At 68.9% G+C, this 18,682-nt stretch carries 19 protein-coding genes; 7 read left to right on the top strand and 12 right to left on the bottom strand.

Annotation, left to right across the window (positions count from 1 at the left end; translation table 11 throughout):
• Window positions 1–52: 52 nt before the first annotated feature.
• Window positions 53–2,122, bottom strand: coding sequence for an AMP-binding protein (locus IT779_RS26820; protein ID WP_196152197.1), 2,070 nt, complete (start codon window positions 2,120–2,122; stop codon window positions 53–55).
• A gap of 326 nt (window positions 2,123–2,448) precedes the next feature.
• Between IT779_RS26820 and IT779_RS26815 the strand changes: the two genes are divergently transcribed.
• Window positions 2,449–2,844: a DoxX family protein gene (locus IT779_RS26815; protein ID WP_196152196.1), complete on the top strand. Its 396-nt coding sequence runs from the start codon at window positions 2,449–2,451 to the stop codon at window positions 2,842–2,844.
• 72 nt (window positions 2,845–2,916) lie between these two features.
• Here the strand turns inward: IT779_RS26815 and IT779_RS26810 are convergent, their stop codons facing one another.
• On the bottom strand, window positions 2,917–4,014 hold the full coding sequence (locus IT779_RS26810) for an NAD(P)H-dependent amine dehydrogenase family protein (protein ID WP_196152195.1): 1,098 nt from the start codon (window positions 4,012–4,014) through the stop codon (window positions 2,917–2,919).
• 107 nt (window positions 4,015–4,121) lie between these two features.
• On the opposite strand from IT779_RS26810, the gene IT779_RS26805 reads away from it, so the two are divergent.
• On the top strand, window positions 4,122–4,859 hold the full coding sequence (locus tag IT779_RS26805; protein WP_196152194.1) for a glucose 1-dehydrogenase: 738 nt from the start codon (window positions 4,122–4,124) through the stop codon (window positions 4,857–4,859).
• A gap of 123 nt (window positions 4,860–4,982) precedes the next feature.
• Entirely contained in the window at window positions 4,983–6,341 is a 1,359-nt protein-coding gene (locus tag IT779_RS26800) for a glycosyltransferase 87 family protein (protein ID WP_332838977.1), read from the top strand.
• A gap of 3 nt (window positions 6,342–6,344) precedes the next feature.
• On the opposite strand, the gene IT779_RS26795 is transcribed toward IT779_RS26800, so the two are convergent.
• Window positions 6,345–6,833 carry a nitroreductase/quinone reductase family protein gene (locus IT779_RS26795; RefSeq protein WP_196152193.1) on the bottom strand — a complete coding sequence of 163 codons (489 nt, stop codon included), beginning with the start codon at window positions 6,831–6,833 and terminating at the stop codon, window positions 6,345–6,347.
• A 383-nt stretch (window positions 6,834–7,216) separates the two neighbouring features.
• On the opposite strand from IT779_RS26795, the gene IT779_RS26790 reads away from it, so the two are divergent.
• Window positions 7,217–8,191 carry a fatty acid desaturase family protein gene (locus IT779_RS26790; RefSeq protein ID WP_196152192.1) on the top strand — a complete coding sequence of 325 codons (975 nt, stop codon included), beginning with the start codon at window positions 7,217–7,219 and terminating at the stop codon, window positions 8,189–8,191.
• Window positions 8,192–8,980: 789 nt separating this feature from the next.
• Here the strand turns inward: IT779_RS26790 and IT779_RS26785 are convergent.
• The 4 genes from IT779_RS26785 to IT779_RS26770 all read right to left on the bottom strand — a co-directional run bounded on the left by IT779_RS26785 (window position 8,981) and on the right by IT779_RS26770 (window position 11,386).
• The gene (locus IT779_RS26785; RefSeq protein WP_196152191.1) at window positions 8,981–9,631 is read right to left on the bottom strand and encodes a hypothetical protein; all 651 of its coding nucleotides are present in this window, start codon (window positions 9,629–9,631) and stop codon (window positions 8,981–8,983) included.
• 115 nt (window positions 9,632–9,746) lie between these two features.
• Window positions 9,747–10,262 carry a peptide-methionine (S)-S-oxide reductase MsrA gene (gene msrA / locus IT779_RS26780; protein ID WP_196152190.1) on the bottom strand — a complete coding sequence of 172 codons (516 nt, stop codon included), beginning with the start codon at window positions 10,260–10,262 and terminating at the stop codon, window positions 9,747–9,749.
• Complete coding sequence (msrB, locus tag IT779_RS26775) at window positions 10,259–10,711, bottom strand: peptide-methionine (R)-S-oxide reductase MsrB (RefSeq protein WP_196152189.1); 453 nt, start codon at window positions 10,709–10,711, stop codon at window positions 10,259–10,261. The genes msrA and msrB overlap by 4 nt, the downstream gene beginning before the upstream one ends.
• Window positions 10,712–10,792: 81 nt before the next feature.
• On the bottom strand, window positions 10,793–11,386 hold the full coding sequence (locus tag IT779_RS26770; RefSeq protein WP_196152188.1) for a winged helix-turn-helix transcriptional regulator: 594 nt from the start codon (window positions 11,384–11,386) through the stop codon (window positions 10,793–10,795).
• A 92-nt stretch (window positions 11,387–11,478) separates the two neighbouring features.
• Between IT779_RS26770 and IT779_RS26765 the strand changes: the two genes are divergently transcribed.
• Window positions 11,479–12,690, top strand: coding sequence for a pyridoxal phosphate-dependent aminotransferase (locus IT779_RS26765; RefSeq protein WP_196152187.1), 1,212 nt, complete (start codon window positions 11,479–11,481; stop codon window positions 12,688–12,690).
• A 5-nt stretch (window positions 12,691–12,695) separates the two neighbouring features.
• Here the strand turns inward: IT779_RS26765 and IT779_RS26760 are convergent, their stop codons facing one another.
• The 4 genes from IT779_RS26760 to IT779_RS26745 all read right to left on the bottom strand — a co-directional run bounded on the left by IT779_RS26760 (window position 12,696) and on the right by IT779_RS26745 (window position 16,276).
• Complete coding sequence (locus tag IT779_RS26760) at window positions 12,696–13,643, bottom strand: antibiotic biosynthesis monooxygenase (RefSeq protein ID WP_196152186.1); 948 nt, start codon at window positions 13,641–13,643, stop codon at window positions 12,696–12,698.
• Complete coding sequence (locus IT779_RS26755; protein WP_408637798.1) at window positions 13,643–15,046, bottom strand: amidohydrolase family protein; 1,404 nt, start codon at window positions 15,044–15,046, stop codon at window positions 13,643–13,645. Before IT779_RS26755 ends, IT779_RS26760 begins: the two co-directional genes overlap by 1 nt.
• 164 nt (window positions 15,047–15,210) lie before the next feature.
• Window positions 15,211–15,789 (bottom strand): HdeD family acid-resistance protein, encoded by a 579-nt coding sequence (locus IT779_RS26750; RefSeq protein ID WP_196152184.1) that lies wholly within the window; start codon window positions 15,787–15,789, stop codon window positions 15,211–15,213.
• A 73-nt stretch (window positions 15,790–15,862) separates the two neighbouring features.
• A complete protein-coding gene (locus tag IT779_RS26745) occupies window positions 15,863–16,276 on the bottom strand; it encodes a VOC family protein (RefSeq protein ID WP_196152183.1) in 414 nt (137 codons plus the stop codon).
• 158 nt (window positions 16,277–16,434) lie between these two features.
• Here IT779_RS26745 and IT779_RS26740 point away from each other — a divergent pair, with 158 nt between their 5' ends.
• A complete protein-coding gene (locus tag IT779_RS26740; protein ID WP_196152182.1) occupies window positions 16,435–17,415 on the top strand; it encodes a glycosyltransferase family 9 protein in 981 nt (326 codons plus the stop codon).
• A gap of 16 nt (window positions 17,416–17,431) precedes the next feature.
• Here IT779_RS26740 and IT779_RS26735 read toward each other — a convergent pair whose 3' ends face one another.
• Complete coding sequence (locus IT779_RS26735; RefSeq protein WP_196152181.1) at window positions 17,432–17,749, bottom strand: ArsR/SmtB family transcription factor; 318 nt, start codon at window positions 17,747–17,749, stop codon at window positions 17,432–17,434.
• Window positions 17,750–17,919: 170 nt separating this feature from the next.
• Between IT779_RS26735 and IT779_RS26730 the strand changes: the two genes are divergently transcribed.
• A complete protein-coding gene (locus IT779_RS26730) occupies window positions 17,920–18,648 on the top strand; it encodes a M23 family metallopeptidase (protein ID WP_196152180.1) in 729 nt (242 codons plus the stop codon).
• Window positions 18,649–18,682 lie beyond the last annotated feature (34 nt).

The raw sequence follows: 18,682 nt of genomic DNA, 5'->3' as shown, positions 1-18,682 counted from the left end.
GCCTGCGGCGGATACCGACGCGCAGGCGTGACCTCCCGTCGTTGGACCCGGTTCACCGACTCCACTGCGGTACGGGATCGTCCTGTCGCGACACCGCGCCGTCGCTATCGACAAGCAGGTGCTTCAGCACGGTTCCGATCTCGCTGCGGGGCAACGTGTCCCGGAAATGCACGTCCTGCGGGACCGACAGCGAACCGAGGCGGGCACGGACGTAGTCGCGCACCGATTCCGCGTCCGGCGCCGAATCGGGTGCGCGCACGACGAAGGCGACGAGGCGCTGGCCGCGATCGCGGTCCGGCACGCCGAGCACGGCGGCGGCGTCGATCTGCGGCAGCGATTCCAGCACCTCCTCGACCGGGCGGATCAGCACCCGCTTCCCCGAGGTGACCACCGAATCCGCGGCCGGACCCGCCACGAACAACCGACCGGCGACATCGACGTAGCCGACGTCGCCGGTGTCGAGCAGGTGCCGAGCCGACTCGTCGTAGCCGTCGAGCATCATGCGGTTGCGCACCATGATGCGCCCCACCGCGCCGACCGGCACCGGCCGCGCGTCGGGTCCGATGATCGCGACCTCGGTGCCGGTCGGCGGACGGCCGACGGTGCCTGGCGACACCCGCAGATCCCTCGGGCCCGCGATCGAGATCCACGACGACTCCGCGGTGCCGTACACGTTGTAGAGGATGTCGCCGAAGACGTCGAGGAACCGCAGGACCAGCGCACTCGGCAGCGGTCCCCCGCAGCAGGCGACCACCCGCAAACACGACACGTCGTACCGGGTCAACACCTGGATGGGCAGCTCGAGCAGCTGCCGCAGCATCGATGGCGCGAGCACCAGGACGTCGATCCGGTAGGACGCGACGAGCCACAGGCAGTCCTCGGGATCGAAATCGTCGGTGAACACCATGCGCGCGCGGGTCAGGACCGCGGTCTGGAACGCGGCGAGTCCCCAACTGTGCGAGAGCGGCACGGCGAGGAGCATGGCGTCGTCGACGCGTAACGGTATACGCGACAACAGATCCTCGAATCCGGCGATCGGGCGGTGTCGCGGAATCCACACCGGGCGCGGTGATCCCGCCGCGCCGGTGGTCGCCACCGTGACCCGACCCGTGCGCGAACGCCGCCGTCGACGCCCGCACGGCGCGGACTGCACCATCGCCTCCACCGTCGGCCACGCCGGGAACAGGGAGCGACCGTCGGTGCTGCACATGGTGATCCGCGGATCGACCGCCCGCGCCATCATCTCCAGTTCACCGTCAACGAACAGTATCGAGGCGCCCGTGGATTCGACGAGTCCGGCGACGTGCTCGGCCGACATCCCGGTATTGAGCAGCACGAGGTCGGCGCCGAGAGCGGCGGTCGCGCCGATGACCTGGAGCGCTTCGATGTGGTTGCGCGCCAGCAGCGCGACCGTGTCACCCGAGCCGATGCCGCGCTCGGCCAGCGCGGCGGCCAGCAATCGGGCCCGCTGATGCAGTTCGCCGTAGGTGACGGTGCCCCAGTCGTCGATGACGGCCACCCGGTCGGGGGCGTGCGCGGCGGCGGCCGTGAAGTCCGCGACGACGTCGAACCGGCCGCGCAGCAGTCCCGCCCACTGCCGCACCACGATATCGGGGCGGGAGCGCGCGACGTGGCGCGCGAGCATCGGGCGCAGCCGGGGCGCACGCCCGCCCCGATCCCCCGACAGCGTCGAGGTGGGCTCCCACCACACGAAGGAGGCGACCTGTTCGAGGCCGCGACGGATCCATTTCCGCACCGCGCCCGCCCCCTGGCGCTGGATGAACGGATGTACCCGGCCCGCGCCGAGCAGAATAACCTTCACGGTGGTGCGCGCCCCCTCGGACCGGATGCGCACCGAAACCAGACTGCCCGAACGCGGGCATTGCAGATCGAATTCCTCGTAGCGCCGCCCGACGGTCAGGTGCGCGCGCAGCGAACCCATGCCGACGGCGGGGGTGCCGACGTGGAAGTCGAGGACGGGCTGACCGTTCACCAGATCCACCTGCACGCACGCGCCGACGCCGCGGAACAGCCGAGGGTACATCTGCGGATCGATCAGCACATCCCAGATCAGGTGTCGAGGCAACACATATTCCTCGACGACCTCGATGATCTCCGACATCACGCCACTCCCCTCGCACCCGGGTGGCGTCATTAGATATCGGCGGCGCCGTGACACGGCCCGCGCCCGGCCCGAATTGGACATTTCACAGCGCAAGAGGGATATCGATCGGATTTCCTCCTACCCGCGGGCTCGCGACCACCGTGCGATCCGAGCGGACTCTCCGCCGACCTCGCCGGTTCGCCCGTGACCCTGTAGCGCCGATGTCCCGGTGGCGACCGCCGCGGCCGGGTGGCCCGACCGGGTCTCGACGGCCCGCGACCCCGCGGGCTAAGTTGGGCCGGGTTCACAGCGGCTCCGAAGATTCGGAGAGTGAGGAGAGCACCGTGGCCGACCACGACGCGACAACGAACACCCGGACCGCACGGCGCCTGGCCGCATTGCTGGCCGGCGTGGGAGTCCTGCATTTCGTCGTCCCCGAACAGTTCGATTCGACCATTCCGAAGCAACTGCCCGGCAAACCGCGTAGCTATACGTTGTGGTCCGGCGTGGCCGAACTCGCGGTCGCCACCGCACTGCTGATCCCGGGCACCCGCAAACTCGGCGGTCGACTCGCCGAACTGCTGTTGATCGCGGTCTACCCGGCGAATGTCCAGATGGCCGTCGACTGGGTGCGCGACGAACGCAAGCCGCTCCCGATGAAGATCGTCGCGGTGGTCCGCCTACCGTTCCAGATCCCCATGGTCCTGGCCGCCCGCAAGGTGCACCGCGAGGCGGTATAGCGAGCGCGGGTCGTCGGGGCCGGTGGTCGCGGGTCGACGACCGGCCGACGATGCCGCGCGTGCGCTTCGGACCTACCCGACCGGTTGCGGCTTGTTCGGCGGGGTGTAGACGCCCTTGCCGGTGACCAGGGGCAGGTCGAGGGTGGTGCGGATGCCGGGAGGGGCGGCTACCACGGTGGGTACCGCGTTCACGATGCGGCCCGCGGCGGCGACGATCGCGGCGTGGTTGTGGTCGCCCGCGAGGCTGGTGGGGCAGATGTCGACGGTGTAGGACGGTTCGCCGGTGATCTCGACGCGGTAGGAGCCGCCTTCCTGGGCGGGCTGCGCCCAGTCGGGGCACAGGTCGCCGCGCAGGCGGGTGACGTGCTCGATGACGATCGCCGGATGTCCGTCGACCATGCCGCGGATCTCGAAGCGCAGCGCGGCGACGCCGCCGACGGGCACGGTGCCAACGGCGATGTCGAACGCCTCGGGGGCGGGCACCCGCTCGTAGCTGTCGACGATCTCGTCGACCTCGATGCCGAGTCCGGCGGCGATCATCCGGATGGTCGTGCCCCACGCGATGCTCAGCACGCCCGGCTGCAGCAGCATCGGCACCTCGTCCATCGGCTGACCGAAGCCCATCACGTCGTACATGACGGTGGCGCCGTCGTAGGTGGCGTAGTCGGCGATCTCCATGCAGCGGATCTGTTCGACGCGCTGACAGGTGCCCGCGAAGGCGAGCGGGATGAGGTCGTTGGCGAATCCGGGGTCGACGCCGGTGATGAACACGCTCGCGTCGCCCTGCTGCGCGGCTTCTTCGATGGGCCGGAAGAACTTGCCGGGCAACACCTTCCACGGGTATTGCAGCAGGCCGGGCGCCGAGCCGACCACGTTGATGCCCGCCGCCAGGATTCGGCGGACGTCCTCGAGCGACTCCTGCAAGCGGGTGTCGCCCATCGCGCAGTAGACGACGCAGTCGGGGCGGGTCGCGAGCACGGCGTCGATGTCGGTGGTCGCGGTGATTCCGGTGGTGATGTCGAGTCCGGCGAGTTCGCCCGCGTCCTTGCCCACCTTCGCCTCGGTCGAGACGCCGAGGCCGGTCAATTCGAGGTCGGGATGGGTGATGACGCCGGCCAGCGCCAGCCGACCGACATTGCCGGTGCCGATGTGAGCTACACGGACAGACATTCGGGTTCTCCTCCTGGACGTGGTTCCGAACGGCGGCTTGTCCCACCAGTCACCACTCTAGACAATTGTCTAGAACACGTTCCAGTTCGTATGCTAGCGTGACGCCCATGGGACGTGTAGACGGCAAAGTCGCGATCATCAGCGGTGGTTCTCAGGGAATGGGCGCGGCGCACGCGCGCCTGCTGGTCGCCGAAGGCGCCAAGGTCGTCATCGGCGACATCCTCGACGACGAGGGCAAAGCGCTGGCGGACTCCCTGGGCGAGGCCGCCCGCTACGTGCACCTCGACGTCTCCCAGCCGGAGCTGTGGGACGCGGCGGTGGCCGAGGCGGTGAACTCCTTCGGCAAGGTCGACGTGCTGGTCAACAACGCGGGCATCATCAACGGCGGACCCATCCAGCGTTTCAACCTGGACAAGTGGCGCAAGATCATCGACATCAACCTCACCGGCACCTTCCTCGGCATCCGCGCCGTGGTCGACCCGATGATCGCCGCGGGCGGCGGATCCATCATCAACGTCTCCTCCATCGAAGGTCTGCGCGGCGCGCCGTGGGCACACGGCTACGTGGCCAGCAAATGGGGTGTGCGCGGCCTGGCGAAATCGGCCTCGCTCGAACTCGCCCAGCACAACATCCGGGTGAATTCGCTGCATCCCGGTCTGATCCGCACGCCAATGACCGAGAACATCCCGGACGATCTGGTCACCATTCCGCTCGGCCGTCCCGCGCAGCCCGAAGAGGTCGCGACCTTCGTGCTGTTCCTGGCCAGTGACGAATCCTCCTACGCCACCGGCTCGGAATTCATCGTCGACGGTGGCCTGGTCACCGCCGTTCCGCACAAGGCCTGACCCGCCGATCGGTGTCGCGCGCGAGAATTCACGCGCGACACCGAATACGCGGGCGAGGTGGCCCGGACTGTCGGATACCGCTAGCGTGGGAACGCGAATCCGAAACCGACGCCCGGGAGGACTGTGTCGTTGCCGACGATCGCGAAGGTGGGCACGCCGTCATCGACGGCCGAAACACCGCACGTCCGCACACTGCCGCCGCTCGCATTCTGGACGATTCTCGTACTCGGCGCGGTGGCCGGTGCGCGTTATCTCCAGCAGGTGCTCGACCTGCCGCAGTTCATGTTGCACCTGAAAGATCTCAGCGTTTATCAGATCGCCGGAAATCGGGTGCTGGACGGCGATTCGGTCTACGATACTCCGCTGCTCGGAAATACCCGCGGCGTCTGGGAATTCGTCTACACCCCGTTCTCGGCACTGCTTTTCGTGCCGTTGGCCGGACTCACCGGCGACCCGTACACCTGGCTCGGCGGTTTCGGGAATTTCGCGATGGCGGCGGGTTCGGTATTCGCCGCGCTGTCCATGCTCGGCTATCGACGCGACGCCCGCCTCGCCGTGAGTTCCGTCGCGGTCGCCGGATTGTTGATGTGGTGTGAGCCGATCCGCCAGACCATGGCCTTCGGACAGATCAATATCGCTCTGCTGCTGCTCGTCTCGGTGGATATGGCGCTGCCCGACTCCTCCCGCCTCAAAGGCGCGCTCACCGGTATCGCCGCGGGCATCAAACTCACGCCCGCCTTCTTCGTGCTCTACCTACTTGCCACCCGCCGCTACCGGGCCGCGGGCACGGCGGCGGGCGCCTTCGTCGCCACCGTGGCACTGGGATTCGCTGCCATGCCCGAGGATTCGCTCACCTTCTGGAGCGGCGCGTTCGCCGATCCGGCGCGGGTCGGCGTACCGGAGAACACCTCCAACGAATCGCTGCGCGGACTGCTCGCCCGCGCGATCGGCGTCGACGGACTCCACCAGGCACTGTGGCTGCTCGGCGCGCTCGCCCTCACCGCGCTGTGCCTGTATCTCGCGCGACGCCTGTCGCTGACCGGCCACGAATTGCACGCGGTCGCGCTGTGCGGCATCACCTCGACGGCCGTGTCGCCGTTCAGCTGGGTGCACCACTGGGTGTGGGTCGCGCCGCTGCTGATCGCACTGGTCGAGACGGCCGTGCGCGGCCGGGATATCGCCGCCGCCCTACTCGCACTGGTCGCGGCGGTGATCGTCTCCGGCGGCGTGCTGCCCGAGCTCGGCGTCACAGCCAATACGGTCCTGGACTACGGCGCGCACGGCGACATCGACCCGCTCTACCGCAACGCCTACCTCTGGCTCACCATCGCCGTGTTCGCCGCAGGCTACTTGCACCTGCGACGCCGTACGCGCGGGACGCAGGCCCTCGACCCGAAATCCGCCCCGCGCGAGGCGATTCCTTCGGGGTCCGAGACCGGACCTCGGCTCAGCGCGGCGGCGGAAAGTTCAGCCCGCGAATAGCATTCACCGATGCCCGCGGCGTCCCGAACCAGGGCTACTCCGGTCGACGCTGTTGCCCGCCGCATGTCCCGGTGTCAGCATGACCAGCGGGATGACGCGGGTGGTCTTGTCCTGGTAGTCGGCGTAGCCGGATTGCGCCTCGACCACGCGGGGCCAGAGTCGGTCGCGCTCCCCGCGCGGGAGTTCGCGCGCCGTCATCGGGCGGGTCGGCCCGTTGCGGAACGAGACCCGCACCGAGGGTTCGGCGCGCAGGTTGTGCAGCCACGCGGGGTCGACCGGGTCGCCGCCGCGGGAGGCGACCACGATCATGGCGTCGCCGTCGGTGACGGGCGCGGTCAGCACCACCCGGTGCGGGCGGCCCGACTTGCGTCCCACCGTGGTGAGGACCAGCGTCGGCATTCCGAAGAATCGGGTGCCGAGCCTGCCCCGGGTGATCGCGATGACGGCGCGGTGCGCGGTGTTGAGTGCTTTGAATCTGATATCGGTGGGCATCGGCCGACCTGCCTTCCGTCGATGTTCGGTTCCGACACTCAGCCTCCGCACCGGACTTGGCGACGACTTGCGGACGGCTTCGCCCCCGGCCGAACGCGGGTGAACCGGGTGCGAACGGCGGGGCTCCCCCGAGTGCCCGACATCCCCGATCGGGTGTAGTGCCGGTGAACACCTCACGACGCGAGAACCAGTGAGACGTTCACTCTCACCGCCGCACCCTCGCCCGAACCTCTTGCCGGACAGCATCTTCGGAATTCCACTCGGCCGCGTACGCCGGGCCGAGCACGACTCGTCACCTCCGTCGACGACCTGTCACGGCCGCCCCGATGGTGACACCATATGCCTCGGAGTGACGGCTCGACGCGGTACACGAGGGCAGCGGGATGAGGGAAACGCGGACCGTCGACGGGAGTCCGGGGCCGCGCGGCCCGCGCGGATCCGGCGACACCGGCAGGTCGATCAGCGCTCGGCTCACGGCGGTGGCGCTCGCGATCGGGCTGAGCCAATTGTTCGTCCTGCCGCTGGTGTTGCTGCCGCGCGACACCGCGTGGGGTTGGCTGCTCGTGCCGATCGGGCTCGCGACCACGCCGTTCTGGTCGCTGATCCACGAGGCGATCCACGGTTCGCTGATCCGGCGGCGCACCGTCAACGACTACTGCGGGCGCGCGCTCGCGATCCTCTACGGGTCGCCGTTCGCCCTGCTCAAGATCGGTCACCTGCTGCACCACCGGTACAACAGGACCCGTGAGCGCACCGAGGTATACGACCCGGCGACCACGAGCCGCCGGAGCGCGGCCGCGGGCTACTACCCGCGACTGCTCGGCGGCCTGTACCTGCTCGAGGTCGCGGCGCTCGCGCTCGCGCTGCTGCCCGCCGCCGCGGTGCGCGCCTTCGGCAGGCGGGTCGAGGAACCGGACTCGATCGCGGGCATGGTGTTCGAACGTCTCGCGCGGGATCGGGTGCTGCCGGAGTTCCGCGTGGACGCCGCCGCCGTGCTGGTCCTGCACGTCGCGGCATTCCTGGCCTACGGTCCGCACGGCTGGATGCTGGCGGCGGCACTGTTCGCCCGCGCGCTGATCATCTCGTTCTCGGACAACTCCTACCATTACGGCACCGCGCTGGACGCACCGCTGGAAGCCCTCGACCTGCGCTTGCCGCGCGCGCTGGAGGGTTTCGCGCTCAGCTTCAACCTGCACGGCGTGCATCACCGCCACCCCGGGCTGCGCTGGTACGAACTGCGCCGCGTCTTCGACCGGGAGGGCGCGCGCTACGACGACGGCTGGTTCGGCGCGGCGGCGCGGCAGTTGCGCGGTCCGGTACCGCTCGAGCCCGCGAGCGACGGGGCCGGACGCGCCTAGCGACACCTCCGCCGAGCGCGCACCCGCAGGCGAAGTACTCCTTGCGCACCGCGTGCGAGATACGGACGCGCACGGGCGCGGATTGTTCGACGGATTTCTCGTAGCGTCTCGAAAGAATGGCAAAACGCATTTTCGAATGAATATTCATGATTAACCACTCGCCGCACGCACATACAATCGAACCGCGCGCAACGCGAAACCGCGGGCCACAGGTATATCCGCAACACCCGCGCTCAAACAGGAATCGCGGATTAAAAACCTACGCCCCTCGACCGGCGCGACCGGATGGACCGACGGACGGATCAGACCACACGAATCCTCAGGTGGGACACAGTTTCTGCCCGTGAACCGACCATAGGTCCAACGCTGTCGGCAGACACCGGGCAGACGACTGCCATTCCCCGGCAAGGTAACATGATCCGCGCAGCTCAGCCCGGCGATTCATACCGACCCATCGAACGCTCCTCGTGAATTCTTCCCCAAACAGGTTTCAGCAATAATTACGCAGACCGAAACGAAAGCGACGCATTGCGCGCACAAGATAAAGCCTCCGCATCGAAGCCGCCGAAATACTTTTTTCAGAATTGCGATCGGCCTAGTGTTGAGTAATCGCCATCAGGTGGCGAAGGTGGGAATCCCTCCCATCGCTGAGAGATAAGGAGCACGACATGGACACACTTCTTCAGATCATCGTGGCGCTTCTCGATTCCCTGAGCGCCTCCTGATCCATCGCACAGTCTCCGAAGCGGTATCCGCCCCGACCCGTCACGACGGGCCGGGGCGGTCCCGTCACGGGCCGAAGGGCCATTCCGCGCACACGTCGCCGCCGAAGAAGTGGGCCGCGTGCTCACGCATCCGGTCGGCGTGGGCGGGGTGAGCGGCCAGCGCGGTGTAGGTATGGAAGTCGAATTCGACCAGGCCCGCGGTGTCGGCGAGGTAGACGTCGAAGCCCGGATACATCAGACCGACGTAGGGCATGTCGTCGAGATCCAGCGCCAGGACCGGATATTCGCCCACCGCGTCGGGTTCGCCGACCGCGAGCACCCGGCGCGAGTCCGAACCACCGGGCAGCAGGAAGCATTCGGGGAATCGCCCGGCCAGCGGCTCGAATTCCGTGCCCCAACCCTCGCCGAACTCCGCGGCCACGATCGCGTCCAACGAGCGCGGCGCGAAAGCGCCTTCGGCGGTGAACCATCCGTGCCGACGCAGCAGGTCGGTGTCGTAGGCCAGCCAGGTCCGCAGACTCGGCGACAGCGGACGCCCGGACGGAAACGTCATCCCCGCCAACGCTTCCGGCGCGACCGGAAACGGTCGCTCGCCGCCCCACGGCACGTTCCAGTAGTCGAGCGCCGACGCGGTCGGATCGCGCCGCACCACCTCGATCACCCGCGCGGTGAGTGGGATTCCGTGTTCGGCGGGCACGGTTCGGTCGATCGACATGCCGGGAAACCTAACACCGACACGCCGGACACGCAGCCGCGCCCGGGCTCCGCGCCCCGGAACCCGAAGGACCGCGCCACCTCGAATACGGTGGCGCGGTCCGGAATTCGGCCGATCAGCCCGCGGTGGCCTGCCGCTTCGGCAGCACCCACCCCGGACGCGGGTAGTGGCAGGTGTAGCCGTTCGGGTACTTCTCCAGGTAGTCCTGGTGCTCGGGCTCCGCATCCCAGAAGGCGCTCGCCGGTGTCACCTCGGTGACCACGGTGCCCGGCCACAGCCCCGACGCCTCCACGTCGGCGATGGTGTCGAGCGCGACCTGCTTCTGCTCCTCGTCGAGGTAGAAGATCGCCGAACGGTAGCTCGACCCGACGTCATTGCCCTGACGATCCTTGGTGGTCGGATCGTGGATCTGGAACAGGAATTCCAGCAGGGCGCGGTAATCGGTGGACTCGGGGTCGTAGACGATCTCCACCGCCTCCGCGTGACCGGGATGGTTGCGGTAGGTGGGGTGATCGTTGCTGCCTCCGGTGTAGCCGACTCGCGTCGAGAGCACACCGGGGCGCTTGCGGATCAGATCCTGCATACCCCAGAAACATCCGCCCGCCAGAATCGCCTTGCGCGGCTCGCTCACACGTCCTCCTCGAAAATCGTCCGGTACTGCCCGTAGCCCTCCGCCTCGAGATCGTCGAGGTGGATGAAGCGCAGCGCAGCCGAGTTGATGCAGTATCGCAGCCCGCCCTCGGCTCTCGGGCCGTCGGTGAAGACATGCCCGAGATGGCTGTCCGCGCCCGCCGACCGCACCTCGGTGCGGATCATCAGATGACTGAAGTCGCGCTTCTCCACCACGTTCGCGGCATCGAGCGGCTTGGTGAAACTCGGCCATCCCGATCCGCTGTCGAACTTGTGGACCGAGGCGAACAGCGGTTCACCGGAGACCACGTCCACGTAGATCCCCGGCTCGTGGTTGTCCCAATACGCGCCGGTGAACGCGCGCTCGGTGCCGTTCTCCTGCGTGACGTGGTACTGCTCGGGCGACAGGGCGGCCGTCGCCGCGGGATTCCGGTGGTATTCCTGTGCCACATGACCTCCTCGTTTCGGCTCCACGTACAACGACGCGACCGCGCCGGAAAATCCCCGCTCCCGCGCCACGTCACACTTCCGTCATACCTGCGCGGCGGCGCTCCCCTCGATGACCTCGTCCAGCGACAGCGCGCCGGTCGCGACGGCGACGGCGGTGTCGAGGGGTAGGTCGAGTTCCAGGTCGGCGGCGGGCGCCGGTCCGTCGTGGTGGGTGATTCCCGCGTCGGGATCGACCACCACGTGGAAGACGGTCTCGCCGATGCGCACGGTGACCGCGCCGGAGCGCACCCGCCGGGCCACGGCACGCCCCAGCGGCAGGGCGAACCAGTGCGCGCGCACCGCGTCGGTCTCGCGGCGGCCGTCGAGCAGCGGTGTGCCCCACGCCGACAGCGCGTCCAGGACCGGACGCAATGCCGCGCCCGCCGCGGTGAGCTCGTAGACCGCAGCGCCGCCGCGCCCGCGCACGCGGCCTCGGGTGAGCACGCCCTCGCGTTCCAGCTCGCGCAGCCGGGTGGCGAGCACGTCGGTGCTGATTCCGGGGAGGTCGGCGAACAGATCGCTGTATCGGCGCGGGCCCGAACACAATTCGCGCACGAGCAGCAGACTCCAACGGTCACCGACGACGTCGAGCGCGCGGCTCACCGCGCAGTAGTGGTCGTAGCTTCGGCGTGGCACGTGACCACTGTAACCTGCCACTTGGAAAATCCAAGTGCAAACTTGGAGATTCCAAGTAGAGTAGCCGCATTCGTATCGAGGAGAGGGTGTCCATGCAGGTCAGACAGTCGAGCAAACTGACGGGCGTGTCCTACGAGATCCGCGGGCCGGTGGCCGAACACGCCGCGCGCCTGGAATCCGAAGGCCATCACGTCGTCAAGCTCAACACCGGCAATCCGCTGCCCTTCGGCTTCGAGGCGCCGCCGGAGATCCTCCAGGACATCGTGCGCAGCCTGCCCGGCTCGAGCGGCTACACCTCGTCCAAGGGGCTGCTGCCCGCCCGCCGCGCGGTGGTGCAGTACTACCAGACCCTCGGCCTCACCGAGGTCGACGTCGAGGAGGTGTTCCTCGGCAACGGCGTCTCCGAACTGGTCATGATGGCGATGACAGGCCTGCTGGAGAACGGCGACGAGGTACTGGTGCCCGCGCCCGACTTCCCGCTGTGGACCGCCGCCACCACCCTCAACGGCGGGCGCGCCGTGCACTACGTCTGTGACGAGGGCGCCGACTGGTATCCCGACATCGCCGACATCGAAGCCAAGATCACCGACCGCACCCGCGCCATCGTGCTCATCAACCCCAACAACCCCACCGGCGCGGTCTATCCGCCCGAAGTCCTGCGCGCCGTGCTCGACGTGGCGCGCCGCCACCAGCTGGTGGTGCTCGCCGACGAGATCTACGACAAGATCCGCTACGACGGCTCCGCGCACGTCGCGGCCGCCGCCCTCGCGCCCGACCTGCTGTGCCTCACCTTCTCCGGATTGTCGAAGTCCTACCGCTGCGCGGGATTCCGCTCCGGCTGGCTCGTCGTGTCGGGGCCGACCCAGCACGCCGACAACTACCTCGAGGGACTCACCATGCTCGCGGGCATGCGGCTGTGCGCGAACGTGCCGGGTCAGCAGGCCGTGCAGGCCGCGCTCGGCGGCTACCAGAGCATCTACGACCTCACCCTGCCCGGCGGGCGACTGCGCGAACAGCGCGACCGCGCCTGGGAGTCGCTCAACGCGATTCCGGGCATCACCTGCGTGAAACCGCAGGGCGCGCTCTACGCCTTCCCGCGCATCGACACCGAGATGTACCGCATCCACGACGACGAACGCTTCGTCCTCGACCTGCTGCTCCAAGAGAAGATCCACATCGTGCAGGGCACCGGCTTCAACTGGCCGCGCCCCGACCACTTCCGCATCGTCACCCTGCCGCACGCCGACGAGCTGGAGGCGATCATCGGCCGCATCGGCCGCTTCCTGGCGACCTACCGCCAGTAGCGCCCTCAGTTGTCGTAATCCCAGTACTGGAGCCAGGTCACGGACGCGAACAGCAGCAGCGTCAGCGCGTAGAGGACAATCACCACTCCCGCACCCGCCAGACTCGCGCGCCCGCCCGCGCCGTCCACCGGATCGAGCCAGCGCCGGAAACACCAGGCCACCACGGGCGAGAGCACCCAGCTCATCGCGGCCACGCTGACGATCTGGCTCAACCACATCGCCAGCCACGGCGGCGCGCCCGCGGCGTCGAGCACCGGGCCGAGGAAACGCGACAGCGTCATCACCGTCGGATACAGCACAAGCAGCACGAGCATGGCGATCTTCCAGGTCGGCGTCACCTCGGTGCGGCCGTTCACGGTGCGCAGCGTGGAACCGAACGGCGTGGTGTGCGCCTCGACCAGGAAATCCTCGGTCAGTTCCGAGCGCAGCGCGGGCAGCGCCTCGGCCCGCTGCGCCGAGCCCATCCAGGTCGCCAGCTGACCCGGCGTGCGGAAACGCAGCACCGAATACCATTCGCCGGGACCGCCGTCGCCGAACAGCGCGGCGCCGTCGAATCCGGGGAAGCTCGCGCTCAGCGTCACCAGCCGCACCTCGGTGGCGACGAAATCCGCTTCCCTGCCCGCCGCGACGCTGTGGCGGAACACGCCGATCCCCGGCGGCGGCGTCTGCCCGGCCACGATCACCAGATCCGAAGCGCCGCGCAGGAATCCGCGACGCTGTCCCTCGGCGAGCACGGCGGCGCGGGCCCGCGAGTCGAGGAATTCGTGCGCCTGCGCCTCGGTGCGGAAGGTGACGCCGAGACCGGGGGCGAGCAGCGGCTCGTCACTCACCGCGCGTGCGGCTTTCTCGAATCCTTCTACAGCCGAAGCGATCTCGATGAAGCGTGGAAGCCATGCGCGGAAGTCGGCGAGATCGGCGGGAGGGTGGAAGACGGTGACGGCGGTCGCGGACATCAGTGGTCGTCGACGCGGCGACCCTGGACGTACACCCCCGCGACCGCGCGCTCGTCCAACCCCATCAGCAGGGCGAACAAGGTCTGGTCGCGGGCGAGCAGCGGATCCTCGGACCGGGTCCCGTCGGCCAGGGTCGCGGCGAGCGCGGGCGAACCGGACGGGTCGACCACCACGAAATCGGCCTCCTTGCCGAGGTCGAAATTGCCGAAGCGCCGTTCCATGTCGAGTGCGCGCGCACCGGCCAAGGTCCCGGTGAACAGCAGCTGCGCCGGATGCAGCGACACACCGTCCTCGCCCGGCTCGGAGATGTGCACCTTGAACGCGCTCGCCAGCACCCTCGGTATCGCCCACTCGTCACCGCCGCCGTAGTCGGTGCCCGCCGCCACCGTGACACCGGAGGCGACCGTGCGGCGCCACGGCATGGTGCCCGAACCGAGGAACTGCTGGGATACCGGGCAGTGCGCGATCGAGGTCCCGGTCTCTGCCATGCGCGCGAGTTCGGCGTCCTGACAGTGCACCGCGTGCGCGAGGATGCTGCGACGGCCGAGCAGGGTTGAGCCGCCGATCTCCGAGCCCGGCAGGAAGCGGCCGTCGTAGGTGTCGAGGTAGGACCGCACGCCGTAGACCCGCTTGGTGGTGTCGACCTCACCGGTGCCGGGCCGGTTGTTCTCGTTCAGGTGGGTGTGGAAGTACACGCCGCGATCGCGCACCTGGTCGTAGAGTTCGCCGAGGCGGCGCAGCGTCTCGGGAGTCACCGAGAGCGCGAAGCGCGGCACGATCGCCACGTGCAGCAGCGCGGTGTCGACCTCGCCGGTGTCGGCGGCGTGCCAGGCGTCGATCTCAGCGCGTACCGACCGCACCACCTCGGCCTCCGGGGTGAACAGCGGCGCCGCGGCGGGCTCGCCGGTGGTCTGGACGCCGCGACCGCTGACCATCCGCAGACCGCGCCGGTGCGTCTCGCCGAACAGGGCGTCCTGAGCCTGCCGGAAAGCCGACCCGAACACCATCGCGGCGGTGGTGCCGACGGCGACGCGGCGGCGGCAGAATTCGACGGCCGCCTCGCGCGCGAACCCGGGATCGGCGAAACGGGCCTCGGCCGGGTAGACGCAGCGGGTCAGCCATTCCAGCAGTTGCCCGCCGCCGTAGGCGTCGCCCGCGAAGGTCTGCGGGAAATGTACGTGGGTGTCGACGAATCCGGGCAGCAGATAGCCGGGGCGATGGTCGACGACGATATCGCCACGCGCCGGTGCGGGCAGTTCGGCGCGTTCGCCGCAATAGCGGATGCGGCCGTCGTCGTCGACGACCAGCGCGCCGTCCGGCACCGAGATCAGCGCGTCGGCGGCGTCCTCGACGGTGGGTCGGCCCGCGACGTGGAAGATGTGTCCCCAGTGGACTCGGCTCACCACTCGAGCACAGCACACAATGAGCGACCGATCTCGGCAATACCGGAAAAGGCGCTTCTAGCTGGAGTTGTTCCGGAGTGTCGGGAACGCGGCGCGGTGGCTGTCTCCGGACGCGCGAACTCCGGCACGCGCGTGTCGCGCGAGCCGGAGCCTGCGGGTCTCGGTCAGACGCCCGCGGGAATTTGCTTGGCGTCCCTGCGGATACCGAAGGAACTGACGATCTCCATGATGCCGAGCACGATCAACCAGATGCCCGCGACCCGCACCAGCGTGGTCGTCGAGGTGATCGGCCACACGATCAGCACCACGCCCGCGATCGCGGTGACCACACCGAAGAAGATCTGCCAGCCGCGACCCGGCACCGGTTCGGAGAGCGCACCGACCAGCAGGGCCACGCCGCGGAACAGCCACCCGATACCGATCCAGAGACCGAGCAACATGATCGAGGCCAGTTCGTCGCGGAAGCAGAACAGGCCGATGATGACGCACAGCACGCCGGTGACGAAATACAGCACGCGCATCCCGGCGCCGACACCCGAACCGAAGGCGGCCACCAGCTGCAGCACGCCCGTGACGATCAGGTAGATGCCGAACAGGATGCCCGCGACGACCAGGGTCGGCCCCGACCACACCAGCATCACGACGCCGAGGATCACCGAGAGCAGACCGAGGACCAGAACCGATTGCCAGGCCGTCTTCGCGAGCGACTGCAGAGGCCCGTCGAGCACACTGTTTGCGGTCATAACCTGATGTTATTCCGCACCCGACAGGATTACTGATCATTTGCTACACAAAGCGCACCGCGCGCCGGGTCGGCTACTGGGTCGGCGCGGCGATGTTCACCATCCAGGCGACGCCGAACTTGTCCTGGCACATCCCGAACTCGTCGCCCCACATCTGTTTCTCCAGCGGCACGCTGACCGTGCCGTCCGCGGACAGCCGCCCCCAGTAGCCGCGCAGCTCGTCGCCGTCGTCGCCGCTGAGGCTCACCGAGATGCTGCTGCCCGGTGTGAAGTCCATACCGGGCGGGGTGTCGGCGGCCATCAGCGTGAAGCCGTTCGGCGTCTCCAGCATGCCGTGCATGACCAGATCCGCGCCCGGCGCTTGTTTGTCGCCGAATTCGCCGAAGGTGCTGAGGGTGAGCGTGCCGCCGAAGATGTCGCGATAGAACTCGAGCGCCGCGCGGGCGTTCTCACCGAAACCGAGATACGGATTGAGCCTGGAGACCATGGGTTACTCCTTGCTGTAGGGGCCGCTACCTGCGAGGTTACTGCGCCGCCCGGCGCGGTGCCATCGATATGGGCGCACCGATCCGACGTTTACCGCCGCGACCGCGCGGGAAGTAAATCATCGGAAGTGAACTCGTGTCGGGTGGCTAGGAGTTGACGGTGGCGGTAGTACTCGTGCTACAGGCATGCGGACTCGGTGATGTGCTCACCGCGCTCCCGGCGTTGCGCGCGTTACGGCGAGCCGACCCGAGCGACCACATCGTGCTCGCCGCACCGCAACGCCTCAAGCCGATCGTCGATCTCATCGCCTCGGTCGACGCGCTGGTACCCGCGGGCGATCCCGCGGCCCTGCGCTGGGACGGCCCGCGTCCTCGGCTCGCGGTGAACCTGCACGAGCCGAGCACCGAGAGCATCACCGCGCTGCACCGCACCGAACCCGACCGCATCCTCACCTACCACCATCCGTCGTTCCCCGAACTCGGCGGCCCGCTCTGGCGAGAGGACGTGCACGAGGTCGACCGCTGGTGTCACCTGCTCGAATCCGACGGCATCGACGCCGACCGCCGCAATCTCGGCCTCGTGCCGCCCGTCTCGAGCATCAGCCACCGCGACTGCGTCGTGGTGCACATCGGCGCGGGCGCACCCGCCCGCCGCTGGCCGCCCGACCGGTTCGCCGCCGTGATCCGGCACCTACTCGTCATCGGCCGCGAAGTGGTGCTCACCGGCGACGAATTCGAACGCGATATCGCGCTGAGCATCGCCGCCCGCGCCGGACTACCGGTGCGCCGGGTGCTCGCCGGTGAACAGAACCTGATCGAACTGGCCGCCACCGTCGCCGAGGCGTCGCTGGTGATCAGCGGCGACACCGGTGTCGCGCGTCTGGCGACCGCGTTCGGCACCCGCACGGTGCTCATGTACGGGCCGACGCCGCCACGCCGCGGTGGGCCGCCGCAGCATCTGCTCGGCAGGCACGCGGTGCTGTGGGCGGGCGGCATCGGCGACCGCGAGGCCGACACTCCCGACCCGGGATTGCTCCGCATCGACGTCTCCGAGGTGGTCGAAGCGGTCGACAAACAACTGAGCCGCCGCACCTGGCCCGGCACCGAACGCCGCCGCACCCCCTTCCGCCGCGTCGGCTGAGTCCGGGCAGCTGGGCCTAACCGCTGGTCGCCGAGGTCGCCATGGCCGCCGAGTAGGAGGCGAGGGCGCTGGGCCAGAACTGGTCGAGGTAGTCGCGGGCGTCGCCGAGGCCGCGGGGGTCGAGGGAGTACAGGTGGCGGTTGCCGTCGGGGCGCATCAGCACCAGGCGGGCGCCGCGCAGCACACGCAGGTGTTGCGAGACCGCGGAACTGGTGATGCCGAGGGTTTCGGCGAGGTCGCCGACCGAACGCGGGCGGGCGGGCAGTGCCTCGAATATCGCGCGGCGGGTCGGGTCGGCGAGTGCGCGCAAGGCGCGGACTCCGTTAGTGGGCACTTACCGAGTGTGGCCGCCTCGGCGGATGCCGGTCAAACCGATCGGGTCCGCATCGACCCAGTTCGCGGGCGGAGTCGCGGACCGACGGAACCGATATCCAGGGGTTTCCCGCGCCGTGACGGTAGCCACAGGATTACTGGCCGGTAGTAGCGGTCCCGTACGTTCACCTCATGCCCGTGACCGTTCCGTTATCTTCGCGTCGACCCGGCACCTCCCGACGCCGCCGCGTCGCATCGCGCGCCGCGACCGTCACCGCCGTCGTCACCGCCTCGCTGGGCGTACTCACCGGCGCCGAACTACACGGCTCGTCCGACAGCCGCGAAACCCGTCTCGAAGCAGCTCCCGATCTGCTCGCCGCCGCCCCGAACACCGACCAGTTCGCCGCCACCGAGCCCGACCGCTTCACCGCTTTCACCCCGCCCGAGGCGCAGCGGCCGCAGGCGGTGCCGGAACCGGTGCTGTGGGAGCAACACCGGATCGCGACCGAAGCCGCACGGCCGCGCACCGTCCGCCCGGTCGGCGGCGTCCTGACCTCCCACTTCGGACAGCGCTGGGGCGCCATGCACGCCGGACTCGACTTCGGCGACCCGATCGGCGCGCCCATCGCCGCGGTCACCGACGGCGTGGTCGTGGAAGCGGGCCCGGCCTCCGGATTCGGACTGTGGATCCGCGTCCGCCAGGACGACGGCACCATCGGCGTCTACGGACACGTCGACGACATCCTGGCCGAGGTCGGTCAGCAGGTCCGCGCGGGTGACCGCATCGCCACCGTCGGCAATCGCGGCTACTCCACCGGCCCGCACCTGCACTACGAAGTCCACCACCCCGCCGCGGGCCCGATCGACCCGCTGCCCTGGCTGGCCGCACGCGGCATCGACGTACTTCGCTCCCCCGCCTGACCCACCGACCCCGGTTCGCGCGCACTATGAGGGG

Source organism: Nocardia bovistercoris (assembly GCF_015674855.1).
GTDB lineage: Bacteria > Actinomycetota > Actinomycetes > Mycobacteriales > Mycobacteriaceae > Nocardia > Nocardia bovistercoris.
Note: the sequence above shows the minus strand (reverse complement) of the source record. Positions and strands in the feature narration are given on the sequence as shown.